Source organism: Nonomuraea sp. NPDC002799 (genome assembly GCF_053592075.1).
On sequence record NZ_JBSFVA010000002.1, the window covers coordinates 406,106 to 432,376 of the forward strand.

The following is a 26,271-nucleotide window of genomic DNA, read 5'->3' on the forward strand; positions in this document are numbered from 1 at the left end:
AAAAAGGTGAATACCAGACAAACCAGAACGGAAACAACAAATCACTTCGCTTACGTGTCGAAGCGGTGAACCAGCGGAGAACCGCTCATGCCGTCATTCGTGAGGTTCTATCCTTTGGACACCCCGACCTTCGACAACCACCCCGGCGCAAGCTATGACCTGGACCAGGCCGGGCCCCCGGCGATCGGCTCCGGATCCATCCAGATCCACACCTGACCGCACAGAGCCCGCGCCGCAGCGGCGGCGGCGCGGGCGCACGGATCAGGGGGCCTGCAGGTCGCCCGCGACCAGTCGCGGGCCGCGGCGAGACGGCCACAACAGCACGGGTATCGGCCGTATCCGCGCCGGGGTCGCCACCGCGACCGGCGCCTCATCGTCAGTGTGGCGGGTGGTTGACATGCCGGATCACGCCCCGATCGGGAAGCGGTGGTCCAGGCCGGCGATGCGCAGCAGCCGGGCCAGATGCGGGGGAAGGCCGGTCAGGACCAGCGTGATGCCCTGGGCCCGCGCACGGCTCTGTACGCCGATCAGCACGCCCAGCCCGCCGGCCCCGCAGAAGGTGACCTGGGACATGTCCAGAACGAGCGAGTCGGTGCTGTGGCCGAGAACGTCGAGCAGTCGCTGGCGCAACTGAGCCGTGGTGAAGATGTCGATGGCCCCCGACAGGTGCACGAGAGTCGGTGCCGAGGCCGTCATGTCGTCGAGCGGGACGGTTTCCAGGGCGGTCATTTAAGGTCTCCTTGCTGGAGAAGCTGCACTGCGATGAGATGTCCGCCGGACGGGCTCGGCCCGACGCCAGGACGGGGGGTGCCTGAACCGCTCGATCCGGCCGGCAGGCGGCACGGGGGTGACCTCACGCCGGTGCTGACGCTCGATTGTCCGAGGCGGTCGACTCCTGCGCGATGACCGATGCGTCCTCGTTCTCCCAGCGGGCGGGACTGTCGACGGCCCTCGCGCGGAACGCGGGACCGGGTGCCAGGCTCGCCAGGGTGAGGATGTCGTCGGTGGTCAGGCCGGCGGTGTTCTGGGCGGTGAGCTTGAGCGTGGTCTCGGCGGCGCCGGCGGCGGTGTCGGGTGGGATGACCAGCAAGACGACCGGCTCGCCGGCGGCGAAGATGAGAGTGATCACGCGTGGGTCGGTGTGGCGGAACCAGCCGACGCGGACCCGCCGCCCGCGGGCCGGGATGCGGGGTGGGACGTGCTGCCAGGCGTCCTGGTGCAGGCCTATCCGTAGCGTGGTCCGGCTCAGTCGCTGGTCGACGGCGGCGATGAGATCGGGCAGTTCGGCGGCGGCGTCGTGGGAGTAGGGCCACCAGGCCCCGTCCACCACGGCCCGGCGGTCCAGCACCGGGTGGAGGGTGAGCCGTAGCGCGGAATCCGATCGAGGGATCGCGGAGGAGGCGGGGCTGAGGGGTGCGGATTGTGAAAGAACTGTCGGCATCATGGTCGGCTGACCTGTCCAGGCCCATGTGAAGAGGGCCGGTGGTAGTTCGCCGGGGGCGACGTAGACTTGTATGCCGACGCTCGAAAAGTCCTCGGTGCCTTTACTCTATCTCATGACTTCCGGGATTCCACAATTCTGGAAGTAGAATAGGCAGAGAATTCGAGAAACGCGCTCTCATTGATCACCGAACCGGCCGGAGCGGCTTCCGGCAAGCCACGCCGGACGCGGCGGTCCCGCTCCCCACCAGCGACGCTTGAGGCTGAGACGGTGTCTCGCGGATGCGTCGCATCTCAGCGCCTGGGCGCAGCCAAGCGGATCGGGCCGGGTCCGATGGAGAGCGCCGGTATTCATGATGTGAATTCATTTGTCGCCGGCGCGACCTTAGTATGTGTGAATGTCGGCCGGCTCTGATTCAAGCCCGAAGGCCGCAGCCTGGGGAGTTGAAGGTCATAGCTCTAAAGGGCGAGGGTTTCCAGGTCCACGGCGCCGGCCATCGCCTCGGCGCCTTCGTCGTTGAGGTGCATGCCGTCGCCGCTGTCCAGGGCCGGGTGGATGGAGTCGGGGGCTTCGGGGTTCTCGACAGCCCGGGCCACGTCGAAGACGGCGTCGAACGTGCCGGTGGCACGGATCCAGTCGTTCACCTCGCGTCGGGTGGCGAGGCCCTCGGGGGTGCTGATCCCGGGGTAGACGGCGCCCGCGAAGGGGCCGATGGTGGCGGCGAGGATCTTCAGATCGGCCGCGTGGGCGCGGCGGGCCAGGGCCTCGAAGCCCTTGATGAGGGCGTCGGAGGTGGCGGGAGGTTCGCCGGCCATGCCGGGGAGGCCGAGGTCGTTGATGCCGAAGTGCACCAGAACGTGGGTAAGGCCGGGTATCGAGAGCACGTCGCGGTCGAAGCGCGCCAGCGCGTGCTCGCCGACCTCGTCCCGCAGGAGACGGTTTCCGGCGATGCCCTGGTTGACGACCCATCCCCGCTTGAGGCGCCGGTTGAGGAAGTCCACCGAGCGATGGTTCGCGCCCGTCGTGGAGCCGACCCCTTCGAACCAGGAGTCGCCGAACGCCACGGCGATCGCGGTGTCATCCGGGGTGAGCACGTCGACGCCCGAGACGTAGAACCTGGCTTCCACCTGCTCGGCCTCAGGGAGTGCGGGAGAGGTGACGTGGTTCCCGCCGACGACGTGAGCGGTCTCCATGGGCATGTGGGAGTAGGTGGCCAGGCCGGTCTCCTCAGGCAGATAGAGGCTGAGCGACAGGTCGGCGCCGGCGGCGACGGGGAGGTCCAGCGGGTCGCCGACGGCCTCGGCTCCCGGCGGGATGGTGACCTTCTCGCTGCCGTCGAAGGTGAGGGCGGCCTGCCCGTGCTCGGTGGCGGCCGTCGCGGCGGCGATGGTCAGGGGAGTGCGGCCGTAGCGGTTCGTCAGGCGTACGCGGAGGCGTTCTCCGCCGCCGGCCATGTGGAGCACCTGACGCACGGTCTGGTCGGCGAACCCGCGCGGTTCGCTGAGCTGGATCTGCTCGTAGGGACTGATCACGGCGGTACGGAAGCCGGCTGTCCAGATCATGCTCGCTCCATTGAGGTGATGGTTCGAAGTTGAAGCATGTATGACAGTAACCTGCTTCGACTTCAAAGCAACCAGCTGGGCGGGTGACCTTCCTCACATTGCTTTGAATTCGAACCGATGGCCGCATGCCGGACACCCGCCGCAACTGGCCGACGACGACGTGCTCCACCTCGGCGGCATCATGACCCGCGTCCGCGATCACCTGCGCACCCAGCCACCCTGCTCCGCGGCCCCCCGCAAACGCCGCCCCGGCCCCGCCTGAACCGGAGGACGGCCGGGTCACCGCCAGGTGGCTGCGTACTCTGCGGCGTAGGACTTCACCGAACGGGCGGGACGCCCGGTCACGTCCGTCACGGTGCCGGTGACGAGGTTGTTGACCTCCTCTCTGATGAGCCGGAACAGGCCCGACTGCCAGGTGACCGCGTACTCGGGGGAGCCGGAGGCACGCATCCTCTCGGCGAACCCGTCCGGGGGGAGCGCCACGTACCGCAGTTCGCGGCCGGCCGCCGCGCCGATGCGTTTCAGGGCTTGGCCGTGGGTGAGCGCCTCGGGGCCGGTCAGGGTGTACGTGGCTCCGGCGTGCCCGTCCTGGGTCAGCGCGATGGCCGCGACGTCGGCGATGTCACGGGTGTCGACGAAGCCGACCGGGGCGTCGCCGGCCGGCAGTGCGAGCTCGCCCGACCGGCGCAGGCCGTCGGTGAAGCCGCCGTGGCCGAAGTTCTGCTGGAACCAGTTGGGCCGCAGGATCGTCCACTCCCCGCCAGCGGCGCGCACGTCGTCTTCCCAGGTCGCCATGGGGATCGCGGTGGGCAGCAGCTCGACGCCCAGGATCGACAGCAGGACCACCCGCCGGACTCGCGGAGCGGCGTCGATGAGGTCGCGGACCAGCACCGCGGCGTCGGGCTCGGCGTACGGGCCGACGACGTACAGGCCGTCGACGTCCCGCAGCGCGGGCCGCCAGGTGGCCCGGTCGGACCAGTCGAAGCGCACGTTCTCCACGGCGCCCGCCGCGCCCGCCGCAGGATGGCGGCTCGCGGCCCGCACCGCGACGCCCCGATCGGCCAGTGCTCGCACGAGCGGAACGCCCGTCTTGCCCGTCGCCCCGATGACCAAGCACCGCATGTCCCGCTCCCATCTCCAGCCATCATGTGATCACGAGGCTAGAAGGCGGTGGCCGGGGAATCGATGGCTGTTCGACCGTAAAAAATGTCCTATCGTCCTGATTTATCGGGGTTCTACGTACGATTTCCGGCATGGACGTACTCGCCGACACGCTGCTGGCCATGCGCACGGGACGCCCGATGGCGGCGCGCGCCGAAGTGCGCGCCCCGTGGGGGCTGCGCTTCCCGGCCTTCACCGGGACCACCTTCCATGTGGTGTTGCGCGGCACCTGCTGGCTGCTCGACGCCGAGCCTGGCGACGGGACCTCGCCTCCGCGTCACCTGGCCCTCGGTCCGGGCGACGTGGTGTTCCTGCGCCGCGCCACCGAGCACGTCCTGGCCGATCAGCCGGCCAGCCCGGTACACGACTTCCAGCCGGACAAGGCCGACACCTCCGGCCCGATCGGCCAGGTCCGGCTGGACGGGGAGGGGGCCGCGTCGGTCCTGCTGTGCGGGGCGTACCTCCTCGACCAGGACCGCCCGCACCCCCTGCTGAACGAGCTGCCCAGGGTCTTCTACCTGCCGGCCAGGCACGGGCCGCTGCGGCAACTGGTCGGCCTGCTCGATGACGAGCTCGACGGCGCGGAGCCCGGACGGGACGGCGTCGTGCCCGCGCTGATCGACGCGATGTTGCTCTACATCCTGCGCAGGTGGATCCGGGAGCGTTCGGGCACCGCCACCGGCTGGGCCGTCGCGCTGACCGACCCGGCCATCGGCGCGGCGCTGCAGAGCATCCACGCCGAGCCCGGCCACGGGTGGAGCGTCCGCGACCTCGCCGCCCGCGCGGCCCTGTCCAGGACCGTGTTCGCGCAGCGGTTCACCGACCTCGTCGGGCAGCCGCCGCTCACGTACCTGACGTGGTGGCGGATGACCACCGCCGCCCGCCTGCTGCGCGAGAGCGACGCGCCGCTGTCCGCCGTCGCCCGGCAGGCCGGCTACTCCTCTCCGTACGCCTTCGGCCGGGCGTTCAGGCGCGAGTACGGGACTTCTCCCGGCCGATACCGGCACGACACCCGACCGGCCGCCGGGGAGGACACCGACATCAGCGGATAAGCCCGACTTCGACCCTCCACGCGCACTCTGTATCCGCCACCATCACCGGCATTCTGGACCGGCTCCAGCGCGACGGCTGGGTCACCCGCGACCGAGATCCGCGGGCGTCCGACCGTCGCGCCGTCGAGGTCCGCGCCCTCCGCGATCGCAACCCGGAACTGTTCACGCTCTACACCGGCATGAACTCGGTCATGGACCAGATCTGCGACCGGTACACCGACTCCGAGCTCGACCTGCTCGTCGACTTTCTCCGCCGCACCCACCGACGCCGGCGAGGACGCCACCAGCGCATTGGCCCGCGAGTAACGGCCGCGCCCAGGTGAGCGGTCACTCGCGGGCCAGGAACCAGCCGAGCGCCACCGCGGGGACGGGGACGAGGCACAGGATCGTGAACACTCCTTGCGGCCCGTACGCCTCCGCCGCCGCGCCCAGCGCCGGCGCGATCAGGCCGCCGACGCTGACGGCGAGCCCGAGCGTGACCCCGGAGGCGGTGCCGGGCCGGCTGGGCAGGTAGTCCTGGCCCAGCTTGACCAGCACGGCGAACGGGATGTTCAGCGCGATGCCCGCCAGCACCGCGCACAGCAGCGGCAGGTACACCCCGGGCGCCAGCCGCAGGCCCACGAGCGCCGGGATGGCCAGCACGCTGCCGAGTCGCACGGTGCGGACCAGGCCGATCCGGTCGGCGACGCGCCCGCCGATCAGCGTTCCGGCGACGCCGCCGACCAGGAACCCCGCCAGCGCCGCGCCCGCGACCGCGCGGCTCGCGCCGAGGTGTCTGATCCAGTACAGCTCGATGAAGGTGAGCACCCCGAAGAACGCCACCGACCTGACGATCTCGATGCCGGTCAGCACCATGAACGGCGCCCACCTGTCGGCGCCCCGGCGGACCGCGGCGCTCGTGGCCATGACCTGCGGCCGGTTCCTGAGCAGGACGAACGCGATGAGCACGGCGGGCGGGATGAACAGCGCGGTCGCTCCCACGCCCATCGAGATGAGCGCGGGCGTGGCCAGGACGGGCGCGAGGAAGAACCCCACGCTCCCCCCGGCCGCGAAGATGCTCATCGCCGTGGCGCTTTCGCCCGCCGCCTCCCGCGCCCCCTTGCCCGCCGCCGGATGGAACATCGCGACCCCGACCCCCGAGAGCAGGATCAACGTCCAGACGGCCGCGTACGACTCCACGACCCCGGACAATCCCAGCCCGAGCCCCGCAAGGGCCACACCGGCCGCGGCCAGCCACCGCAGCCGGTAACGGTCCACCGCGAGGCCGATGAAGGGTTGCGGGATCGAGCTGCCCAGGGCGGCGGCGAGCGTGAGCCCCGAGGCCGCCACGTAGCTGTAGTGCCGGTCGAGCACGAAGTAGGGCACACAGGCCGGCACCAGCCCTTGGTAGAGGTCGTCCACGGCGTGTGCGGTGGCCCACAGCCACATGCGGCGCACGACGGACCTCTCGCGCGTCATTGTTTCAGTCACAAAGACGAGCATTTCGGACGGCTGCCTCAGCGGGCTAGCGATACTCTGCCGAACTATGTCGACAACCAGCCAACCTCTGCGCGGCGGCCCGGCTCGCGTGCCGCTGACGCACCGCGAGCGCATCGACTGGCACGACCACGCCGAGCACCAGCTCATCTACCCCCGGCAGGGCGTGTTGCGGATCTCCACCCGGGCGGGCGGCTGGATCGTCCCGCCGCACCGGGGCGTGTGGATACCGGCGGGCGTGCCGCACGCCCACGAGGCGCACGGGCCCACCGAGATACGGGCGCTCGTCTTCGACCCCTCCGTCAACCCCCTGCGGCTGGACCAGCCGACCGTGCTCGCGATCACGCCGCTGTTGCGGGAGGTCATCGTCACCCTCACCGACGACGGGGACCTGACCGGTGGCCAGCGGCACAACCTCGAACGCGTCGTGCTCGACCAGATCCGCCGGGTGGAGTCGCTGCCGCTGTGCCTGCCGTCCCCTGCGGACCCGAGGCTGCGCGACCTGGCCGCCATCCTGGAAGACGATCCGGCGGACGATCGCAGGCTGGCCGAGCTGGGGGCGGCGGTCGGCGCGTCGGAGCGTACGCTGAGCCGTCTCTTCCGTGACCAGACCGGGCTGAGCTTCCCGCAGTGGCGCACCCAGCTCCGGCTGCACCACGCGCTCATCCTGCTGGCCGGCGGCGACTCGGTGACCGCGATCGCCGCCGCCTGCGGCTACAGCGGGCCCAGCGCCTTCATCCACGCCTTCAAGCACGCTTTCGGCACCACCCCGGGCGAGTACGGCCCGTCCGGACTCCGCGGCTGCGCATGACCGCCCGCACAACGATCAGGAGGCGCGCAGCGTGCTGGCGTCCTCACAGTCCTCGTACCGCTGCGACGCCTCCTGAACCCGGCTTTCCTGCTTGCGGAGCGCGGAGGCCAGCAGCTCGAGCCCGCTGCCGATGTTCCCCAGCCGCTCGCTGTGGACCTGCCAGTACCTGTGGCCGTAGTCGTCGTCGCCGAGTGCGGCACGCACCGCGCCCGACGACCTCTCGAACTTGGTCTGTGTCCCCGACACGTCATCGGCCATGCCACCCGCCGCGCACGCCAGCCGGTACATCTGGCCAGGACTGTGGGCGAGACCGTTGAACTCCACGATTGGGCAGTTCCCTTCATGTCAACATGCGCCACAACGCCGGTGAACAATGATAGTTCTGGGATCAAAGGGTGATAAGTGGGGGAAATGAATGATGATGGACGAGTCGTGGCGGCTGCTGGAGCAACTCGTTCAGGAGGTCAACCAGCAGACCGAGCAGCTCAAGGAGATGCACGAGAAGGTACGCCAGTTGTCGGTGACGGTCAGGTCGAGCGACGGCATGGTGAGCGTGACCGTCGGCCCCCGAGGTGAGGTGCGGACGATCGTCTTCGATCCCCGCGCCTACCGCAAGTTGTCGCCGTCAGAGCTGTCCGCCCTGACCGTCGAGCAGATCCAGCGGGCTACCCGGCAGGTCTCCGGCGAGATGCAGGAACTGATGGAGCCGTTCGCGCCGGACCTCCCGTTCGAGGACCTGTTCGGCGCGGGAACGGGCTTCGAGTCGTTCCTGCCGGGCGAGCCGGAGCCGCCGCGATCATGATGGGGTACACCGTCTGATGGGACTCGATCTCAGCCGGGTGCCCGACATAGTCAAGCCGCTGGCGCGGCCGCTGGCGGGCGGGGCGATCCCGGAAGCCGACGTGGACGGGATCATCGCCGAGGCGCGGACGCTGGAGCAGCTCGCGGATCGCCTCGCTGAGATCAAGGCGGGGGACGCCGGCGCGGTCGCGCGCATGTTGCGCGGCGGGGAATGGCAGGGGCCCGCCAAAGAGGCGTTCGAGAAGGTGTTCGTCGAGCTCGGCGGGCAGCCGGACGCCGCCGGCTCCGCTACCGGGGAGGCGCTGCTCGACCTGCTGGAGCGGGCGCTTCGGGAGGAGGCGGCGTCCCTGCGCGATCACGGCGTGCGGATGCAGCACACCGAATGGATGATCTACGCCGCGCTGGCGCTGCTCGGCGTGGTGATCGTCAAGCTGCTGGTGTGGATCTACGTCAACGGCCCGGCCGTGTTTCGGGCGATTCACCACAGGGCGCTGCTCACCCGGGCGAACATCCAGATGACGAAGCGGCTCGTCCTCGGCAACATGCTGATGTTCGGCGGGATCATGGGCGGCCTGGATCTCACGGTGCAGACGGCGCAGCAGCTTTTCGGAGATCGGGAGGCGTGGGACTTCGACTTCGCGTCGCTGGCGATGTCGACCGGCAGCGGCGCCCTGGCCGGTGCGCTGTTCGCCGGCGCGAACGTGGGTCTCTCGCGGCTGCTGAGCCAGGAGATGGTCTACCTCACCTCCGGGGCCGAGCTGGCCGTGCGGAACAGGATCGTGGCGCTCGGGCAGAGCATGTACGGCCAGGCCCTGATGGGCGGGCTGGCCGGCACCGTCGGGTCCGTTCCCGGGCTGGCGCTCGGCGGGCAACTGGACTCCTCGCATCTGGCCTTCACCTTCCTGTCCGGCGTCGTGGGCGGCATCAGCGTCCCGGCCGTGGCCCGGAGGGTTTACCTGCCGATGGACGCGGTCGCCCAGCTCGGCGACCCGTCCCCGGCCGGCCCTTCGACTCCTTCCAGCACCTCGCCCGCAGACCCCGGCACCCCGCCCGCAGGCCCCGGTCCACGGCCCGCGGACCCCGGTCCACGGCCCGCGGACCCCGGTCCACGGCCCGCGGACCCCAGCCCGCCCCCCGCAGACCCCAGCCCGCCCCCGGGAGACCCCAGCCCGCCGCTTGCGGACCCCGGCCCGCCGCCCGCTTCCAGGAGCAGGGAGCCCGAGCTCTCGCAGACCGTCATGGCGCACGTCGAGGTCGGCGCCCCGGTCGAACCGCGCGCCAACCTGCCCCAGCCGAGTGCGCACGGCGTGATCGTGGGTGAGGTCACCCAGCGCCATGACACGCTCCTGCCCGGCCCCGTCGGGGACCGAGCCGAACCAGGTGCGGCCCTCGCACGATCTCAGCAGAGCCTCCCCGCCGAGCGAACCCCCGCCGGCACGATCACGCCGGCGGCCGAGACCCCGAACCCGGGCGGCCTCGCCCGTAGTTCACCGATCCCGGCCACCGTCCCAGCGGTCGTGGGCGCGACCTCCGCAGGCGCCGACCAGGCAAGCCGCCAGAGCCAGGAGAACGCGGCCGCCGAACCTTCGCCGACCCGCCAGGACAGTCCGGAGTCACCACAGCGGCGCCTCGCGGACGACCCCACCCCCCATCAGGCCCGCGAGCCGCAGCCCATCTCGCACCAGTCCCACGAACCTCTCTCCGCCTCCCACCCGTTACGCGAGACTCTCCCCGCCCCGCACTCGCCGGGGGAAACCCCTGCCCCGCACCCGTTACGCGAGACTCTTCCCGCTCAGCACTCGCCAGGGGAAGCCCCTGTCTCGCAACCGCCACGCGAGGGTCACGCCGCCTCGCAACGCGGCCCGCAGCCGCCCGGCCCCGATCCGCAGCCGGCGGCCCCGCCGGTCACGTCCCACGACCCGCCGAACCCCGCCGCGCGTCAGGCCGCATCCAGCGCGGTCACCCCTCGCGGGGAGGCCCCGCTCGCGGACCCCGCGCCGATCGGCGCGGGGTCCGGTCAACGACACCCCTCCGAGCAGGGGCAACGTGTCACGGACCTGGCGAACGGCCCGAGCGGGCCCGTCGCCCGTACCACCACCGCCCTGCCCGACGGCCCGCGCCGGATCGAACCGGTGCCGAACCATGTGGCGGACCTGCTCGGCCGGAACGGCGCGGACGAGCCGATCAGCGGCACGTACGAGCCGATCATCGGCGCCGCCCGGCCCGCCGCGCTGCGCGGCGACCACTCACCGATAGCGGACCCGCGGCCGCGCACCTTCGCCGAAGCCGCCGCGCTCGTCCACCGCTGGACGCCCGGCCATGCGAACGACCACGGCGACAGCCCGCCGAACCGGATCGAACGGCTGCTCAGCGGCTCTCCGAACAGAACCGGCCCGCCCCTGAGGACGGAGGCGGAATTTCTGGCAGAAGGCCGCCGCCTGGCGAGACAGCTGTCGGTCGCCGACGAGAGCGACGCGACCGCGCGGGCCCTGGCGTCGATAAGCCGGATCATCGGCAGGCCGGACCCGGAAAGGGCCATTCCCGAACTGGCGAACGAGCTCGGCGTGCCCTTCGACGCCGACGCCCTGGTCGAGGTGTACAACGACGCCCACCGGTATGACATGGCCCCGGAGACCGCGACGGACCGGGCGGCTCTGACAGGCATTCTCCGCAGGACCATGGACGCGGATCCCTATCGCTGGACGGGCTATCGGAACCAGACCACGTTCGCCCCTATGACGGCGACCCCCAGTCAGGCGCGCACGATCGGGCTCATGATCAGGATGATGGGGGACCCCGTCACGCTGTCCCGGGGCCGGGATTTCGTCAGACCCGTGCTGCAGCGGTACGGCGTCCCCGACGTCGCCCACTTGCTCCCGGTCGTCCGGGCGGCCAACAGGAACGGCCACTTCCCCTCGGGAACGACCGGGGAGGCGGCGTTCACCGCGGGCATGGACCGCTTCTGGCAAGAGGACCCGTACCTGTGGACCGGCCTCCTGCTCGCCGAGCACCACTCCCTGCCTGGCCTCCGCGAGCCGACGGCCCGTCTGACCGCGCGCATGGACGAGATCGCCACGCGCCCGGGCGACACCGTCCCGCCGCTGGAGCGCCTGGCCCAGGCTGCCGGGCTTGGACGCTCGGTCGACCAGTTCGTCCGCCTGGCCGAGGAGGCGCAGAGGCAGGGCGCCGACCTCGCGCGAGCGGCCGGCCCCGAGGAGCTCACCGACCGCATCCTCGCCTATCGGGCGCGAGACCCCCACCTTTGGGACGGACTGCGGATCGCGGCCGAGCACGACATCACGCGCCCGAGCCACGATGAGGCGAGGGCCCTTTCCCGGCTCGCCGAGATCACCGGCTCCGAGTCGCCGTCCCGGTTGTGGGTGTTCGATCCGCTGCGCCGGCTGGCCGGAGACGCGGGCCTCGATCATTCCGTCGAACGGCTGGTCCAGCGAACGGTCGAGGCCCAGCGACACGGCTTCGACCTCGTGGGGCCGGTCGATCGGCAGCAGGTGCTCGACGTCGTGGCTCAGCACGCCGGGCCTTCCGCGGGCGGACGGCTGCCGAACCCGCCGGACATTCCGCCGGGACTGCACGATCTGTCCCCTGCGCGCGTGCGAGATGCCCGGCAGACCGCGACCCACGAACTCGCCGAAGCGCGCCAGACGTACCGGGAGAACCACCCGGCTCTGCGCCGCGTCATGTCCGTGATCGGCAGCGCCGACCCGCTGGCCGTGGCGACGCAGGAGAGGCTCGCCTCGCTGGAGGCCCGGGTCAAGGCGTGGCAGCGCTGGCCGGAGCGTTCTGAGATGTCCTTCACGAGGGACTTCGCGGCGTTCCGGAACGCATACGATCAGGCGGCGGAACGCGCCGCCCGCGGTGAGACGGTGATCCCCTACCTGATGGACGACGTCACCGCGGGCCTGGGGGCCCGTGGCGGAGGGCGCGGGTTCGGTTTGGAGATCGAATTCTCCCTGCCCGAGCGAGACGCCGGCCACACCCTGAGAGACATCGGCCGGGCTCTGTATGGAGCCGGTCTGACGAACGTCGCCGAGGTGCAGGGCTACCACTCGATGAAGGACGAGGGTTACCGCCCGGCGAAGAACGGCGGGCTCGGCGGCGGGTGGAGGCTGGAGCGGGACAGCACGGTCGCGGGCGAGCTGGTCTCGCCCATCCTGTACGACGAGCGGGCGACGTGGGAGACCCTCGATCTCGCCCTCGCGATCATTCGCTCCCACGGCGGCACGGCCAGCTCCCATACGGGCGGGCACATCCACGTGAGCACGCATGACTACGACCACATCGTGGAGAACTACACCAGCGTGCTGAAACATGCGGGTCATCACACCGACACGTTGTTCAGGCTCGGGCACAACCCGGAGCGGGAGAGCCACCGGGGGGTGAAATACGCACACCCGAACGTGCTGCCCACCACCGGCTACAAGTCGGCAGGCCCGGTGCGCGATTTCCACAGCAGGCACGACTACGCGGTGAACATGCAGGGCATGGACGGGACCTCGAAGGGCCACGTCGAGTTCCGGTGGTGGGACGGCTCGCTCGACCCCGCCGTGACCCAGGCCCACGTGAAGGTGTCGCTCGCGCTGGTCGAGACGGCGTTCCGGAACGCGATGCTGGGCGATCTGCCCAACCTGGGCCGGCACGACGCGCTGGGCACGCACGCCGGCCTCTCCGACCCGCATCACGGGCTGGACCGCACCGAATGGGGCAGCCTCTCCTTCCGTATCCTGATGGACGAGCTGTTCTGGCGGGCCGTCGACAAGGAGCAGCTCACCGCCCTCTACGCCGCCACGCGCTGGGTCCGCCCGGCATGACACGACGGGAGCCCTTTGTGGCCGTGACCATCCGTAACACCTCAGCGGCGGAGCCGCCCCCGGCCGCACCTGACAAGGACGGACGGCTGTACGGCTTCGAGATGATCTACGCGGACGGGACCTTCCGCGGCTACGCCGACGAGCCCGCCGAGCTGATCGGGATGCTCGTCCCCGGATACGTCGCGCTCGCCACCGACGAGGAGCGCGCGATGGCGCGGATCCAGCTCGCCCTGGATCTGCAGGTCAGGCTGCAGGCCCGGCTCGCGGCCGGGCCAGAGCTGGACGCGTGCGGGGAGGCGGAGCGCGCGGTGCTCCTCGGCGGGCGGCACGAACCGCCGGCGCCCGTTCGGTGGGAGGCGCCGGTCCCCCTGGTTCTGGTCTCGGCCTTCTACGAGCCCGCCGGGCCACTGCCGAGGCCGTCGGGGCCCGCGGAGCTGCAGGTCTGGCTCGACCCGGCCGACGAGTGGACCCTGCTGACCAGCCTGCACGCGGCCGGCCTGATCGTGGTGAGCAGGGCCGGCGCCTGATTCGGAGGACTTGGTCGGCGTTTCACCCTTTCAGCGCCGCGGCCCCGAAGGAGATGCTGAATCGTTTGCACCAGATGGTCACGGTCTTCAGGGTGCCCAGGTCGGCTTCGGCGGGAATGGCGTAGTTGGCGCTGCCCTTGTTGCCTTTGAGGTGGCCCAGCTCAAGGTGACGTCCGTCGTCGAAGGCGGACCAGTCCTGGGTGATCGGCTGGTCGCTCAGCCAGACTCGCAGGTCGGGGCCGTCCGAGGTGCTCAGGTCCGCCAGACGCAGGACGCGCGATCCGTCCGGCAGTCTCAGCACTTCCGCCGTGCCCGTGGTTCTGTGCTCCTGGGTGACGAACGTTCCGCGGGTGAGCTGCTCGGCGCGCGTACTCGCCGGTGGTGGGGGTGGAGTGGCGGAGAGGGGGATGCCTGCCTGATCGTGCGGAGCCGACGAGAGCATGGGCGGGGCCTCGTTCACCGTGACGGTCGTGAACAGCCGCCACGGCTGGAACAGGTACATCGCGATGGCGAACAGCACGGCGCCCACGCCGATGACGGCCAACGTGGCTGGACGTCTGAAGAGCTTCATGGTTCAAGGGCATCACGCCGGCGGCCGGTCAGCTCTTACGGAGCGGTTACGGTGCGCCGCATGGCCGGCCCTGCGCCGAGGCGTCCGGGGTCACCCGGTACCGGCTGGTGCAGGCGCGACTGGCTGGGGTGGCGTGGTCAGGTGAAGGGGATGGTGAGCCACGGGCTGTTCCGGTCGGTCGTCAGGATGCGGTGGGCGTTGAGCATCTCCCCGTACCAGTCACCGAATTCCTCCTCATCGAAATGGAGGCAACGTCCCAGGATGTAGGCGGCCGAGAACTCCGCCCAGGAGCGGTAGTTGATCCGGCTGAGCCGGCCGGCGCGGAGGACCGCCTGTTCGGCTTCCGCCAGGTCGCAGTAGCGGGCCCCGAGTCCCCAGCGGGCCATCTTGGAGGCCCGCCCGTAGTCCCACGCCTCCACCGTGCGGACGAATCCGCCCTCGGCGAGTAACCCGTCCGCACGGAATCGTGCCTCGTAGCGTGTGATGCGCCCGATGAGCCGTTGCGCTCCGGCGACTTGGGCCTCCGTCTCGGAGTCGCCGTGGGGAGCAGTCATCGCGCCAGGGGCCGCGTCCGCTGCTTGGCTCCGAATGACGCGCGAGGTCACCTGACGCCAGTGGTCGATCTCGACCACGCCGCCGAAATCGCGGGCGAGCACGCTGCGGACGCTCAGGACGAATCCCCAGAACGGGCTGCTCATCCGGCCGTTGAGCAGGGTCTCCTCAGTACGCAGCCACTGTTCGCGGCTGGTGATGTCCCACCACTCCTTGAGGCGTTTGCGCTCGCGGACGTAGCCGGTGCCATGCCAGCCCATCGCGTTCCAGAGCGAGGCATTGCTCACGCAGAGAAGCGCCCCGCAGGCGAGGCCGTGCGCGACCGGACCGTGCAGCGGGCCCCCGGCCCACAGGGTGCGCAGTTCGTTGCGGCGAGGGTAGGGCAGCCGTTCGGTATGCCGGCGCCACATCAGCCGATGGGCGGCCGTCGCAGGGAAGAACGCTTCGCAGGGGGTGCCGGGGTTGATGGCCAGCCACTCGTCGTCCTGGGGCCAGTTCCGGGCGAGTTCGCCCAGGTCGTCCTGGAAGAAGACCGGATCGGGCGCGGGCGCGGGCAACATCCCGTCGGTGTGGAACGCAAGGAACTTGGTACCGGGCCGCGCGGCCCAGTAGGTGGGGGTGTAGCTGACCCAGCCGGGCTGGGAGTCGGCTTTGGCGCGCGACATCGCGTGATAGAGGTTCGCGGTGGCGAGGACGTCGAAGAACGCGGCCCAGTCGCCGCGCAGCTTGGCTTCGTACAGACCGCGTTCGATGTCGGTGGCCGCGTGCCAGGCAGGGATGGGTCCCTCGTAGGACGCGCTCTGATTCGCCATGAGGTGGAAAGCGGGCTCAGGCGTCGCGCAACGTGGCTTCGACGAACTCGTGGGCCGGTCCGGCCAGGCGTTCGTGGAGTTCGAAGAAGGTGTCGGCGGCGCGGACGCCGTTCCAGCCGGCCGGCAGGATCTCCAGGGGCAGGCCGGGGTCGGAATACGCCAGGCGGCGCCAGTCGGTGAGGGCGGAGATGTAGTCGGTGAACGCCTGCGCCGGGTCCGGCGTGGCGGCGGAGCGGTAGCCGTCGAGTGCGGGGGTGTACTGGTCGAGGAACTCCCGGGACAGGTCCTGGAGTCTGGAGAGGTCCCACCAGCCGGGCGCCTGCTCGGCGACTTCGGTGAAGGCGACGTGATGGGAGTTGAAGAGGTTGACGTAGGGGTCCAGGCCGTGGCGGACGAGCGTGTCCCGGGTCTCCCGCAGCAGGTGCGCGGGGGCGATCCACACGCCGGCGGCGACGGTGCCGAAGCCCAGCCAGGACAGGCGGGAGCGCAGTTGGTGCCGCTTGTCGCGCTCGGACTCCGGAACGCTGAAGACCGCGAGCAGCCAGCCGTCGTCAAGGGAGGCCGGTCGCCGTTCGAAGATCCGCCGGTCGCCTTCCCGCAGTATCTGATGCGCCTGGTCGGACAGTGCGTACCCCGCGACACCGTCCAGCTTGACGGAGTTGAGCAGGCCGCGGCGCTTGAGCCGGAAGACCGCCGAGCGGACGGAGGGGGCGTCGACGCCGTGCTGGGCGAGCAGCTTGATGACCGAGGCGACGCTCATCCAGCCGCCCACCTCGCGGGCGTACAGACCGTAGACGGTGACGATCAGGGCGCGCGGCTGCTGGCTCCGCCCGGTGGAGTCGTCGTCCTCCGCCATCGGCGCACCTCCGCGGTCTCGGGCGCCCGGCGACGCGATCCGTTACGTAGTCCTGACCGCCGTCATGATAGCGAACGCCGCGATTACCGGGATCTGCCGCGAGATTGGCAGGTTGCGTGCCAAGCATCCCGCAACCTGCAGATATTGACATTTCATGACGGTCGTGAAATATACGAGATATCCAATTTCGAGCGCCGCCTACCCCACGGCCGAGCGCGCATTCTCCTGGCCATCGTCGTCCGAGAGGGCCTGATCCGTACGGTCTGACCGCCGCACCCCCTGGTGGTCCCCGGAAGGACTTCCCCCTTGCCTCCTTCGGCCTCGGCGTACGTCGGCACGTTCACGACAGCGCGCACTTGGCGATCGCCGAAGCGATCCGCCCACCCATCCCCCCGCTGAGGAGACCCCCATGTCCCAGCAGAGTCCACCCGGTTCCCCCCACTCCTCCCGTCAGAAGATCTCCGGAGGCAGCGCGCTGCTCCCTCTCGGGCTGTTGTTCCTCGCGATCGTCACCGACGGCATCGACACCGCCGCCTTCGGCTTCGTGATCCCCACACTGAGCCGTGAGTGGGGCCTGCCACCGGCGCAGTTCACCTTCGCGCTGGTGGCCACCAACGCCGGTGTGGTCGTGGGTTATGTGGCGTGCAACCGGCTCACCGCGCGCTTCGGCAAGCGCACGGTCGTCTGGGCGTCGGTCCTGTCCTACTCGGTCGCCGTCCTTCTCACGCCCCTGGCCACCACCGTGCCGGCGCTCACCGGGCTCCGGCTCCTGACCGGGCTCGGCCTCGGCGCGGTCCTGCCCGCTGCCGTCTCGCTGGCCGCCGACCTCGTCCCGCCCCGGCGCCGCGACGCGGCGGCGGTGGGGATCACCCTCGGGATCGCCTGCGGCGCGACCCTGAGCGGCCTGGTCGGTGCGAAGCTCATCGCCGGGCTGGGCTGGGAGGCGGTCTTCTGGGCGCCCGGCACCCTGGCCGTCGTGATCGCCGCGCTGCTGTGGTGGCTCCTGCCGCATACCGAGACGCCGCCGGCGCCCGCCGACGGCCCCGGGCCGGTCCGGGTGGGAGTCACGGCCCTGTTCGCGGGTGAGGTCCGGGTGCGGACGATCCTGCTCTGGGCGTTCGCGTTCCTGGTCTTCGTCACGGTCTACGTCCTGCAGTCATGGGTGCCGACCTTCCTCGTCGAGTACGGCTTCCCCCTGGAGCAGGCTCCTCTCGGCACCGCGGCCTTCGGCTTCGGCGGGCTCATCGGCGGGCTCATCCTCGCGAGCTTGGCGGCGTTCCTGGGCGCCCCCCGGATCGTCGCCGTCATGACCGGCCTGGCCGTCGTGTTCCTGTCAGTGGCGGCGCTCGCGCCGCTCGGCAACGCCGGCCTGCTCGTGCTGATCGGCCTGACCGGGGCGGGCACCACCGCCGGCAGCGTGGGTCAGACGGCGCTGGCGGTCGCGACCTACAACGACGCGACCCGCACCGCGGGCGTGGGATGGGCGGCCGCACTCGGCCGGCTCGGCTCCATCCTGGGTCCCGCCTTCGGCGGGGTGCTGCTGGCCCTCGACGTGCCCGCCTCGACCATCCTGCTCGGCGCCGCGGCCCCGGTCCTCATCGGCTGCGTTCTGGCGGTCTTCTTCACCCGAGCGGTGAAGCGGGCACCCGCTTCCGGGCCGGAGCCGGGCGGGGATTCCGGCCGGGAGCGGGGCACCACCCCGGCCAAGGAGCACGTCGGCCAGGAAGGCGATCCGCGATGAAGCGGAGCTGATGATGTCACCGGCCACGGAGCTCTGGCGCCGTGGCCGGTCAGCGCGGCGGCCGTCAGGCCGGCCCGGCGTCGCCGGGCCGGGTCGCGTCGTGGGTGACGCGTCCGCCGACGACCGTGAGGATCGGATCGAGTCCGCGGAGCCGGTCCACCGGGCACGTCCGTGGGTCGACCGGCCAGACCGTGAAGTCGGCGAGCCGGCCCGGTGTCAGGCACCCGCGCAGGTCCTCCTCGCCCAGCAGCCGGGCGGCCGCGGTGGTGTGGAGCTCGATCGCCTCGTCCCGGCTGATCGCGTGCTCCGCGCCCTGCACCCCGGCGACCGTCTCCCGCGTCACCATGCCCCAGACCGACTGCATGGCGCCGAACGGGCCGACCGGGAAGTCTGAACCGGCCGTGACCAGGGCTCCCTCGTCGATCCACTCGCGAGCGGGGAACAGGCGGGCGACACGTTCCGGCCCCCAGTAACCCAGCTCGACCTCGGCGGTGTCGTGCAAGAGAGGTTGCTGGATGGTCACCGGCACGCCCAGTGCCACCGCGCGCGTGCGCTCCTTCGGGCCGGCCAGGCCGCCGTGCTCGATGACGAGGGACCGCGGCGGCAACCACGGGTTCCGTTCGAGGACTCGCTCGTAGATGTCGAGCAGGAGGCGCACGGCCCGATCGCCGTAGGCGTGGGTGCCGACCCGCCAGCCGCGCCGGACCACGCGTTCGACGGCTTCGGCCAGCGCGTCCGGCTCCCAGAGGAGCAGGCCGCAGAAGTCGTCGTGACCGCTGTAGGGGCCCTCGGTCGCGCCCGCCTCCAGCCCGCCGTCCAGCATGAACTTCACGCCCCAGACCCGCAACCAGGGATCCGAACGGTAGCGCCACTGCTCCAGCTCGTCGAGGAGCGCGTCCAGGTGCGCGGGCTCGGTCATGCCCTGCGCCATGACCAGTGCGCGCACGCGGACGCCGAGCCGGCCCGTGCGCCGCGCGTGCTCCAGGAGATGAAGGTCGGGAAGCGGCACCGCGCAGTCCCGGACGGTGCCGATGCCCCGGGCGGCGTAGTCGTGCGAGGCCAGGTCCAGGCCGGAGATGCGCTCCTCTTCGGCGGGCCGGGGGTAGAGGTGCTCGACCAGGTGCATCGCGGCGTCGATCAACCGCCCGTTGAGCGTCCCGTCCTCGTTCCGGCCGATCAGGCCACCCGGCGGTGTCGGCGTGTTCTCGTCGATGCCCGCGAGGCGCAGCGCGTACGAGTTGACCACGGCGTTGTGGCCCCCGCGCTTGACCAGGACGGGATGCCTGCCGGTGGCGAGATCCAGCTCGGCGGCCGTGGGCATGCGGCGCTCGGCGAGGTTGAGTTCCTGCCAGTTGGTGGTGGTACGGAGCCATTCGCCGGGCGGTGTGACCGCGGCCCGTTCCCGGATGAGGTCGAGGAACTCGGCGAGGTTCTTCGCCTTGTGGACGGGCACGTCGTGCGCGCCGTACGCGGCGTAGATGAGATGCGTGTGGGTGTCGTCGAAACTCGGCAGGACGGTCCCGTCGGGGACGTCGATGACCGTGGTGTCAGGACCGATCCACTCGGCGAGGCCGCTCTGGTCGTCCGACATGGCGACGATCCGGTCACCGCGTACGGCGATCGCACGCTGCGGAGCCACACCGGCGACGAGGGTGTGGACCGTCCTGGCCCGAACCACCAGGTCGGCGTCGCGCTGCCGCTGGCCGGCACCGCCGCTCGGCTGCTCGGGCACGATGGAACCTCCGGCTTCGAGGGGTGGGCCGTGGCCGCCGGTGCGGTCACGGCTCTCTATCATCCCGAGGTTATCGTGTGAAATTTTCGAGCGTCAAGGATATGAAATATGCTGACGACGCGTGATGGGTCACCGCAGGAAGGTCGGGAGCTGGCTGCCGGCACAGACGTGCAGAACCTCGCCGGTGATCCGCGCCGCCTGGTCCGAGGCCAGGAAGGCCACGGCGTTCGCGACGTCCTCCGGGCGTACCAGCTCGCCCATCGGGGTGGCGGCGCGCATCCGCTCGGAGTAGTCGTCCAGCATGCGCTCGCCGCCGCGCTGCCTGCTGAAGCCGGTACGGACGAAGCTGGGCGCCACGGCGTTCACCCGGACGCCGATGGGCGCCAGCTCCATGGCCAGCGAACGGGTGAGGCCGACCAGCCCGGCCTTCGAGGCCACGTAGCCGGGGTGGCCGCCGCCCAGCCACGTGCGCGACCCGACGTTCACCATGGAGCCCGATCCCTGCCGTCGCCACCAGGGCAGGACCGCCTGGGCGAGCAGCGCCGGGCCGCGCAGGTTGACGTGCTGGGTGAGGTCCCAGGACGCCGTGTCGATGCCGGCCAGATCCTGCGGCGGCTCGATCCCGGCCGCGCAGACGACGGCGTCGATACGTCCGAACTCGGCCGCCGTGTCCGCCACGAAGGCGGCGATGTCCGCCGGGTCGGCGACGTCGAGGCGCCGCCCGTGCACCGAACCCGGAAGGTCGCCGGCCGTGGCGAGCGCGGCCTTCAGGTCGAGGTCGGCGACCACGACCGTCCAGTCGTCCGCGGCCAGCCGGGCGGCGGTCGAGCCGCCGATCGCGCCGCCGCCTCCCGTGATCACCGCGACCGGCGCGGTGGACGTGCCGCTCATCGGATCGGCGCCTTTTCGTACGAGCAGGTGTGCATGTGTGTGTCCTTGCTAGTGGAGGTGACAGGCGGACGCGACGGCGAGCAGCCGGTGGTCGGCGCCGGCCGCCGCGGCGAGCAGGGCCCCGGCGGGCAGGCCGCCGAGCGTCCCGGCGGGCAGGGACACCGCGGGCGTCCCGGCCAGGCAGAAGGGATAGGTCTGGCGGATGAGGGCGGTCGTGGTCTCCTCGGTCGCGCCGTCGATGGGCGGTGCGACGATCGGGGTGGTGGCGGTGAGCAGGACGTCGAAACGGGCGAAGGCGGCGTTCGTCTCGGCCTGCCACATCCGGCGGAACTCCCTGGCCCGGTCCAGGTCCTCGGGGCGCACACGATGGCCGCGGCGCGCCTCCACGGTGGGCGGGTAGGAACGACCGGGCTGGAGCAGACCGGCGTAGACGGCGGAGGCTTCGACGGCGTAGATGGTCCGCGCGTGCCGGTGGACGAGCGGCGCGGAGGGCAGCTCCACCGGGCTGACCTGGGCTCCGGCGGCCGCCAGCCGGCCCGCGACGCCGTCGAGCAGGTCGCGTACGCCGCCGTCGATCTCGTCGAACCACCCGGTGAGCCGGCCGACGCGCAGTCCGGCGAGTCCGGGCGCGGCGGGCGGTGGCGCGGGCTCCTCCAGCAGGACTCCGGGCGGTGGCGCGGGCTCCTCCAGGACGTTCAGCAGGGCCGTGACGTCGGCGGGGGTCAGGGCGATGACGCCGACCGTGTCGAAGGTGGGGCTGAGCGGCACCACCCCGTCCACGCTGATCCGGCCGTGGGTGGGGCGGAATCCGCAGACGCCGGTGAGCGCGGCCGGGATCAGCACCGACCCGCCGGTGTCGGTCCCGAGCGCGGCGGCCGCCATGCCCGCCGCCACGGCCGACGCCGAGCCGCCGCTGGAGCCGCCCGCCGTGCGGCTCTCGTCGCAGGGGTTGCGCGCGTCGCCGTAGTGCGCGTTGGCGGTCACGGCGGAGCTGGCCAGCTCGGGCAGGTTCGTCTTGCCGGCGACGAACGCGTCCGCCGCCTTCAGCCGGGCGACCGCCACGGCGTCCCGGGGGGCCGGCTCGTACTCCTGGAGCGGGCGGCCCAGGCTGGTGACGTGGCTCGCCACGTCGATGTTGTCCTTCACGGCGACGGGTATGCCGGCGAGTGCCCCGCTCAGGAGGCCCGGTCCCGGTTCTGTGAAGACCTGGGTGAAGGCGTGCAGGCTCGGGTTCAGGGCGGCGATGCGGGACAGGGCCGCCCGCGCCGGCTCGGCCGGGGGAAGCGTGCCGTCGCGGACCGCCGCCGCCAGGCCGGCCAGGCCGCCGTGCCGGGCGAGCAGCGCGTGCAGCGGAGCTTCCGTCATCGGGACGAGCCTTCCGGCGCGGGCGTGTCCTGCGGTACGTAGCCGAAGCGGCGGCGCGGGGTGAGCGCGTCGTAGCGCGGCCAGTCCAGCTCGATGCCGATGACGTCGGTGAGCAGGGACTGGAACTCGCCCAGCCGCCCCTCGTCGGCACGCACCCGCGCGGGCGGCGTTCCCTGGCGTACGCAGAAGCCCGCCAGCGCGCCCGCCGCCTCTCCGACCGTCCACTCGCCGGGATGGACCCGGACGGCGCCGCTGGTCAGGTGGGTGGCGCCGATGTTCTTGGCGGCGGGCAGCAGGTTGCGCAACCGTACGGGGATGAGGCTGCCGAGCGGGATCTGGAACGGCCAGGTGTCGATGTCGATGGTCGGCCGCCCGCTGGTGGACGGGTGCACGTCGATCCGGTAGGCACTGACGCCGACGCTGTCGGCGAAGCGCTCGGCGCCCTCAAGACCGGCGCGGGCCTCGACGCCGATGTGCTGCTCGACCAGCGTGAACTCGGCGCGGATGCGCCGGCTCTCGCGGATGTAGGGCAGCTTGGCCAGCCCGTCGGGCGTGCCGGTGAGGTCGCCGCGCGGGCGCAACTCGGGATATCCGTGTCCGCCGTCGTGGCGGGGGGCCTCGGTCTGCATCCAGTACAGGAACGAGAGGGAGAGCTCCCGCGCCTCCCGCAGGGCGAGCTGCCGGGCCGGCTCGTCCACGCCGATGAGCGGCAGACGGGAGTAGTCCATCATGGGCCAGGCGGCGGCGGTGATGTCGCCCCACTCGGGTTCGAAGTGCGCGGCGTCCAGGACGCGCCGGGCATGCCAGAGGTCGTAGCGGACGCCGCCGTCCGACACCTCGTCGGTGAACAGCGGCCGCTGCCGGGTCCTGTGCGTGACGTGGTCGCTGACGTCCCAGCTCAGCAGCGCGCCCGGCCAGGCGGGCGGCCGGTAGGAGCGCCACGTGGCGTAGCCGGCCGGGCGGTCGATGGTGTTGTCGGTGGCGGGGTCCCAGCTCAGCAACATCGCCCAGGTGATCGCCTGCTGGTCGTAGGGGTCGGCGACCGGCGGCGCGTGCGGCTCACCGGTCTCCGCGCTGCTCTCCGCGCCGTAGACGTGCTCGGCGCCCGCCAGGTCGATGAGGTCGCCGAGGTCGGTGGCGTCCAGATAGTACGCAGCGGTCAGCTCCCTCTCCTCACCCTCGGGCCCGCGTACGAGCACCGAGGTGATCTCGTCGTGCTCGGTGGCGGCGGCGGCCAGACGGTGGTCGCGCAGCACGGTGACCAGCCCGCCGCTGATCCAGGGCGCCAGCATCTCCTCCAGCACGAGACGGGAGACCTGCGGCTCGTGGCTGAGCGGGCCGATGTTGCCGGAGCCGGGATTCAGCGCACGCACCGTCCTGGCCGCCGCCTTCAGCGGGTAGTTGCGCCGGTAGAAGGAGCGCACCCGGTCGCGGTAGTCGCGGTAGGAACGGGTGCAGCCGGCCGCCTCGATCCACGGGTGCTCGTCGGGCGGGATGCACTGGCTGCTCACCTGTCCGCCGAGCCAGTCGCACTCGCTCACCAGCACGCTGCGCAGGCCGAGCCGGGCGGCCGCCAGGACGGCGGACACCCCGCCGAGGCCGCCGCCGATGACGACCAGATCGAAGTGCTGGGGTCGGGACACGCGATCGCTCCTTGGGACGAGGGAGGTCAGGGGGCTGAGGACGCGGCCGGTCATCGCGAGCCGTCGCGGAGCCAGTCGTCCCCGCGCCGGTAGAGCGCTTCGACCGCGTCGCCGGTGAGCTGCGGCATGTCCGTCTTGACCTGGTAACCGAGCCCGGTCTGCAGGTACGCCAGGTGCCGGTAGCCCTCGGGCAGGCTCCGCAACAGGTCGCGGTCGAGCCGCGGCGTCGTGGCCGGATCGACCGGATCGATGCGGTCGCGCTCGTAGACGGGCTGGCGGAGCACCAGCCGCCAGCCGTCGTCGCGGCTGAGGAAGTCGTAGAACCTGCCGGTGCACACGACGTCGCACTCGACGCCTTCGACGAGCGCCCGCTGCGTGATCGTCATCTTCGTCTGGGCGATCGCCCGGTCGCCGGCGACCTCGGCGGAGGTGCCGCCCAGGAAGTGCAGGATGCGTACGCCGCGCGCCCATCCCTGCCGGCTGACCTCGATGAAGTCGCGGTAGCCGCCCTGGAACCAGGTGGCCTGCATGACGCCGTCGGGGTGCCACAGGGTGGCGAACCGGTCCCACTGGCCGGCGTCGCGCCAGACGGCCCAGTTCTCCACGAGCTGCCTGATCTCCGCCTGGTCGGTGCTGGTCACGCCGGCTCCTTCGCTTCGTGGTACGGGTGGTGGCCGGCCGCCGCGAGCGTGCGGATGGTGGCGCCGTGGATCTGCCCGGCGGCCTCGGCCGGGGGCAGCAGGTCGAGGTCGTCGGCCCAGATCTCCGCCGACATGCGGGCGGTCACGCCGAGGGCGTCGAGCTCCCGTACGAAGGCGGCGGCGCCGGCGCCGGGCAGCAGGCGCAGGTGGCGGGCCTCGTACCGGAGGTCGTCGCCGGGGGTGGGCCGGACGTCGTTGAGCTGCACGGACAGCACCCGCTCCGGCGGGATCGCGGCGAGGTCCGCGGGCGTCGCGCCTGAGCGCCGGTAGTGCCAGTGGTCGAGCAGGAGACCGGCGGCCGGCGCCCCGCTGTCACGCACGAGCCGCCAGGCGTGCCCCAGGGTGCGGATCTCGCTGAACGGCATGAACTCCAGCGCCACCCGCGCCCCGCTCGCGGCCACCCGCTCGGCCAGGGCGGCCAGCCGCTCGGCCAGCAGCTCATCCGGGTACGCCGTGAACTGCACCGCGTTGAGCTGCCCGCATTCCAGCGCCTCCAGGGCGTGGAGCAGCAGGTCCGCCTCCTCGTCCTGGCCGACGACGCCGGAGCCGGAGCCGGCGGCGGCCCAGTCCCAGGGTGACTCCAGCTCGGCGACGCGCAGGCCGTGCGCGCCGAGCAGGCGGCGCAGCGCGGCGTCGGTGAGCCCGTCGGCGCGGGCGGCCCGGTACTGGTCGAGGGTGAACCCGACGGAGTCGAAGCCGGCCTCGGCGGCGGCCCGCAGCCGCTCGGGGAGCGACGCGTGCCGCAGGGTCATGGCGCACAACGTGATCGCGTGGTCTGGTGTCATCTCATTCCGTTCTGTGCGCTATGTGCACAACTGTGCGCATAATAAACGTTAAGGGGGTACCCGGGCAACAACGGTGTCCGCGAGGTCAGGCGGGAAGGAACGCCAGCAGGTGCCGTAGGACCTGCTCAGGCTGCTCTTCCGGCAGGAAGTGACGGCAGTCGTCGATGGCCCGGCCGGTGACCCGGTCGGCGTACCCGGACCAGACGGCGGGCACGTCGCTGCGGCCGAGCCCGCCCTGCGCGCCCCAGAGCAGCAGCAGCGGCTGGGTGACGCGCCGGCCGCCGGCGGCGTCGTGCTCGTCGGCCGCCAGGTCCTGGCGGAAGCCGGCGCGGTAGTCCTCCAGCGACGCGTGCAGCGCGGCGGGGTCGCTGAAGGCGGCGACGTACTCGGCGATGGCCTCCTCGCCGATCGCGCCGGGCGCGAACACCTGCCGTTCGAGGAAGAAACGGAGGTACGCCTCGGTGTTGCCGGCGATCAGCAGCTCGGGCAGCTCCGGCTGGAGGTGGAAGAACCAGTGCCACATGGCGGCGGCCGAGTCCTTGTCGAAGGAGTTCATCACCTCCCGGGTCGGCAGGATGTCCAGCAGCGCCAGGTGATCGACGTCCTCGGGGCGGTCCAGGGCCCAGCGGTGGGCCACGCGGGCGCCCCGGTCGTGTCCCACGACGTGCGCGTTGCCGAAGCCGAGCACCCTGACGAGACGCGACAGGTCGGTCGCGGTCGTGCGCTTGTCGTAGCCGGTGCCCGGCTTGCCGGAGCGGCCGTAGCCGCGCAGGTCGGGGGCGACGACGGTGTAGCGCTCGCCGAGCGGGCGCATGAGGTGCCGCCAGCAGTGGCCGGTCTGGGGCCAGCCGTGCAGGAGGACCACGAGGCGGTCGCCCGTACCGCAACGCCGGTAGAACAGGCCGGTGCCGTCGAGGTCGGCGAGATGAGTGGTGACAGTCACGGAAATCCTTTCCGGACCT

Annotated in this window: 22 protein-coding genes; 6 read left to right on the forward strand and 16 right to left on the reverse strand. The window is 71.5% G+C overall.

The genetic code is table 11. From position 1 onward, the window contains the following. Positions 1–405: 405 nt before the first annotated feature. From ACWD0F_RS05705 to ACWD0F_RS05720, 4 genes are all read right to left on the reverse strand, one after another. Positions 406–729 (reverse strand): STAS domain-containing protein, encoded by a 324-nt coding sequence (locus ACWD0F_RS05705; RefSeq protein WP_449872737.1) that lies wholly within the window; start codon positions 727–729, stop codon positions 406–408. Positions 730–853: 124 nt separating this feature from the next. Then, positions 854–1,444: a DUF5994 family protein gene (locus ACWD0F_RS05710; RefSeq protein ID WP_449872738.1), complete on the reverse strand. Its 591-nt coding sequence runs from the start codon at positions 1,442–1,444 to the stop codon at positions 854–856. Positions 1,445–1,899: 455 nt separating this feature from the next. Next, entirely contained in the window at positions 1,900–3,003 is a 1,104-nt protein-coding gene (locus ACWD0F_RS05715; RefSeq protein ID WP_449872739.1) for an SGNH/GDSL hydrolase family protein, read from the reverse strand. Between the two features lie 279 nt (positions 3,004–3,282). Next, positions 3,283–4,125 (reverse strand): NAD(P)H-binding protein, encoded by an 843-nt coding sequence (locus tag ACWD0F_RS05720; protein WP_449872740.1) that lies wholly within the window; start codon positions 4,123–4,125, stop codon positions 3,283–3,285. Positions 4,126–4,256: 131 nt separating this feature from the next. On the opposite strand from ACWD0F_RS05720, the gene ACWD0F_RS05725 reads away from it, so the two are divergent. Continuing rightward, positions 4,257–5,216: an AraC family transcriptional regulator gene (locus ACWD0F_RS05725; protein ID WP_449872741.1), complete on the forward strand. Its 960-nt coding sequence runs from the start codon at positions 4,257–4,259 to the stop codon at positions 5,214–5,216. 327 nt (positions 5,217–5,543) lie between these two features. Here ACWD0F_RS05725 and ACWD0F_RS05730 read toward each other — a convergent pair whose 3' ends face one another. Then, the gene (locus ACWD0F_RS05730; RefSeq protein WP_449872742.1) at positions 5,544–6,686 is read right to left on the reverse strand and encodes an MFS transporter; all 1,143 of its coding nucleotides are present in this window, start codon (positions 6,684–6,686) and stop codon (positions 5,544–5,546) included. Positions 6,687–6,741: 55 nt separating this feature from the next. Between ACWD0F_RS05730 and ACWD0F_RS05735 the strand changes: the two genes are divergently transcribed. Next, entirely contained in the window at positions 6,742–7,503 is a 762-nt protein-coding gene (locus ACWD0F_RS05735) for an AraC family transcriptional regulator (protein ID WP_449872743.1), read from the forward strand. A 15-nt stretch (positions 7,504–7,518) separates the two neighbouring features. On the opposite strand, the gene ACWD0F_RS05740 is transcribed toward ACWD0F_RS05735, so the two are convergent. After that, positions 7,519–7,827, reverse strand: coding sequence for a hypothetical protein (locus tag ACWD0F_RS05740; protein WP_449872744.1), 309 nt, complete (start codon positions 7,825–7,827; stop codon positions 7,519–7,521). Between the two features lie 91 nt (positions 7,828–7,918). On the opposite strand from ACWD0F_RS05740, the gene ACWD0F_RS05745 reads away from it, so the two are divergent. The 3 genes from ACWD0F_RS05745 to ACWD0F_RS05755 are packed head-to-tail and all read left to right on the forward strand — an operon-like array spanning position 7,919 to position 13,660. Further along, positions 7,919–8,305 carry a YbaB/EbfC family nucleoid-associated protein gene (locus ACWD0F_RS05745; RefSeq protein WP_449872745.1) on the forward strand — a complete coding sequence of 129 codons (387 nt, stop codon included), beginning with the start codon at positions 7,919–7,921 and terminating at the stop codon, positions 8,303–8,305. 16 nt (positions 8,306–8,321) lie between these two features. After that, the gene (locus ACWD0F_RS05750; RefSeq protein WP_449872746.1) at positions 8,322–13,133 is read left to right on the forward strand and encodes a hypothetical protein; all 4,812 of its coding nucleotides are present in this window, start codon (positions 8,322–8,324) and stop codon (positions 13,131–13,133) included. Between the two features lie 17 nt (positions 13,134–13,150). After that, complete coding sequence (locus ACWD0F_RS05755; RefSeq protein ID WP_449872747.1) at positions 13,151–13,660, forward strand: hypothetical protein; 510 nt, start codon at positions 13,151–13,153, stop codon at positions 13,658–13,660. Between the two features lie 22 nt (positions 13,661–13,682). Here the strand turns inward: ACWD0F_RS05755 and ACWD0F_RS05760 are convergent, their stop codons facing one another. The 3 genes from ACWD0F_RS05760 to ACWD0F_RS05770 all read right to left on the reverse strand — a co-directional run bounded on the left by ACWD0F_RS05760 (position 13,683) and on the right by ACWD0F_RS05770 (position 16,451). Then, entirely contained in the window at positions 13,683–14,231 is a 549-nt protein-coding gene (locus tag ACWD0F_RS05760) for a DM13 domain-containing protein (RefSeq protein ID WP_449872748.1), read from the reverse strand. A gap of 137 nt (positions 14,232–14,368) precedes the next feature. After that, positions 14,369–15,595, reverse strand: coding sequence for a DUF1266 domain-containing protein (locus ACWD0F_RS05765; RefSeq protein ID WP_449872749.1), 1,227 nt, complete (start codon positions 15,593–15,595; stop codon positions 14,369–14,371). 16 nt (positions 15,596–15,611) lie between these two features. Next, a complete protein-coding gene (locus tag ACWD0F_RS05770; RefSeq protein ID WP_449872750.1) occupies positions 15,612–16,451 on the reverse strand; it encodes a PaaX family transcriptional regulator in 840 nt (279 codons plus the stop codon). Between the two features lie 409 nt (positions 16,452–16,860). Between ACWD0F_RS05770 and ACWD0F_RS05775 the strand changes: the two genes are divergently transcribed. Continuing rightward, entirely contained in the window at positions 16,861–18,192 is a 1,332-nt protein-coding gene (locus ACWD0F_RS05775; protein WP_449872751.1) for an MFS transporter, read from the forward strand. A gap of 64 nt (positions 18,193–18,256) precedes the next feature. On the opposite strand, the gene ACWD0F_RS05780 is transcribed toward ACWD0F_RS05775, so the two are convergent. The 7 genes from ACWD0F_RS05780 to ACWD0F_RS05810 form a co-directional block, all read right to left on the reverse strand. After that, positions 18,257–19,987, reverse strand: coding sequence for an amidohydrolase (locus tag ACWD0F_RS05780; RefSeq protein WP_449872752.1), 1,731 nt, complete (start codon positions 19,985–19,987; stop codon positions 18,257–18,259). A 66-nt stretch (positions 19,988–20,053) separates the two neighbouring features. Further along, positions 20,054–20,815, reverse strand: a complete 762-nt coding sequence (locus tag ACWD0F_RS05785; RefSeq protein ID WP_449872753.1) for an SDR family NAD(P)-dependent oxidoreductase — start codon at positions 20,813–20,815, stop codon at positions 20,054–20,056. Positions 20,816–20,863: 48 nt separating this feature from the next. Then, positions 20,864–22,180, reverse strand: a complete 1,317-nt coding sequence (locus ACWD0F_RS05790; RefSeq protein WP_449872754.1) for an amidase — start codon at positions 22,178–22,180, stop codon at positions 20,864–20,866. Then, positions 22,177–23,823 (reverse strand): FAD-dependent oxidoreductase, encoded by a 1,647-nt coding sequence (locus ACWD0F_RS05795; protein WP_449872755.1) that lies wholly within the window; start codon positions 23,821–23,823, stop codon positions 22,177–22,179. Before ACWD0F_RS05795 ends, ACWD0F_RS05790 begins: the two co-directional genes overlap by 4 nt. 50 nt (positions 23,824–23,873) lie before the next feature. After that, positions 23,874–24,464 carry a nuclear transport factor 2 family protein gene (locus ACWD0F_RS05800; RefSeq protein WP_449872756.1) on the reverse strand — a complete coding sequence of 197 codons (591 nt, stop codon included), beginning with the start codon at positions 24,462–24,464 and terminating at the stop codon, positions 23,874–23,876. Next, a complete protein-coding gene (locus tag ACWD0F_RS05805) occupies positions 24,461–25,309 on the reverse strand; it encodes a sugar phosphate isomerase/epimerase family protein (RefSeq protein ID WP_449872757.1) in 849 nt (282 codons plus the stop codon). The genes ACWD0F_RS05800 and ACWD0F_RS05805 overlap by 4 nt, the downstream gene beginning before the upstream one ends. Positions 25,310–25,394: 85 nt before the next feature. After that, entirely contained in the window at positions 25,395–26,252 is an 858-nt protein-coding gene (locus ACWD0F_RS05810; RefSeq protein WP_449872758.1) for an alpha/beta fold hydrolase, read from the reverse strand. Positions 26,253–26,271 lie beyond the last annotated feature (19 nt).

Excerpts from the sequence above, each read along its gene's own strand:
- ACWD0F_RS05710 (WP_449872738.1), bottom strand. The coding sequence starts at position 1,444 with ATGATGCCGACAGTTCTTTCACAATCCGCACCCCTCAGCCCCGCCTCC.
- ACWD0F_RS05735 (WP_449872743.1), top strand. The coding sequence starts at position 6,742 with ATGTCGACAACCAGCCAACCTCTGCGCGGCGGCCCGGCTCGCGTGCCG.
- ACWD0F_RS05720 (WP_449872740.1), bottom strand. The coding sequence starts at position 4,125 with ATGCGGTGCTTGGTCATCGGGGCGACGGGCAAGACGGGCGTTCCGCTC.
- ACWD0F_RS05805 (WP_449872757.1), bottom strand. The coding sequence starts at position 25,309 with ATGACACCAGACCACGCGATCACGTTGTGCGCCATGACCCTGCGGCAC.
- ACWD0F_RS05745 (WP_449872745.1), top strand. The coding sequence starts at position 7,919 with ATGATGATGGACGAGTCGTGGCGGCTGCTGGAGCAACTCGTTCAGGAG.
- ACWD0F_RS05760 (WP_449872748.1), bottom strand. The coding sequence starts at position 14,231 with ATGAAGCTCTTCAGACGTCCAGCCACGTTGGCCGTCATCGGCGTGGGC.
- ACWD0F_RS05725 (WP_449872741.1), top strand. The coding sequence starts at position 4,257 with ATGGACGTACTCGCCGACACGCTGCTGGCCATGCGCACGGGACGCCCG.
- ACWD0F_RS05780 (WP_449872752.1), bottom strand. The coding sequence starts at position 19,987 with ATGATAGAGAGCCGTGACCGCACCGGCGGCCACGGCCCACCCCTCGAA.
- ACWD0F_RS05750 (WP_449872746.1), top strand. The coding sequence starts at position 8,322 with ATGGGACTCGATCTCAGCCGGGTGCCCGACATAGTCAAGCCGCTGGCG.
- ACWD0F_RS05770 (WP_449872750.1), bottom strand. The coding sequence starts at position 16,451 with ATGGCGGAGGACGACGACTCCACCGGGCGGAGCCAGCAGCCGCGCGCC.
- ACWD0F_RS05765 (WP_449872749.1), bottom strand. The coding sequence starts at position 15,595 with ATGGCGAATCAGAGCGCGTCCTACGAGGGACCCATCCCTGCCTGGCAC.
- ACWD0F_RS05775 (WP_449872751.1), top strand. The coding sequence starts at position 16,861 with ATGTCCCAGCAGAGTCCACCCGGTTCCCCCCACTCCTCCCGTCAGAAG.
- ACWD0F_RS05705 (WP_449872737.1), bottom strand. The coding sequence starts at position 729 with ATGACCGCCCTGGAAACCGTCCCGCTCGACGACATGACGGCCTCGGCA.
- ACWD0F_RS05785 (WP_449872753.1), bottom strand. The coding sequence starts at position 20,815 with ATGAGCGGCACGTCCACCGCGCCGGTCGCGGTGATCACGGGAGGCGGC.
- ACWD0F_RS05790 (WP_449872754.1), bottom strand. The coding sequence starts at position 22,180 with ATGACGGAAGCTCCGCTGCACGCGCTGCTCGCCCGGCACGGCGGCCTG.
- ACWD0F_RS05715 (WP_449872739.1), bottom strand. The coding sequence starts at position 3,003 with ATGATCTGGACAGCCGGCTTCCGTACCGCCGTGATCAGTCCCTACGAG.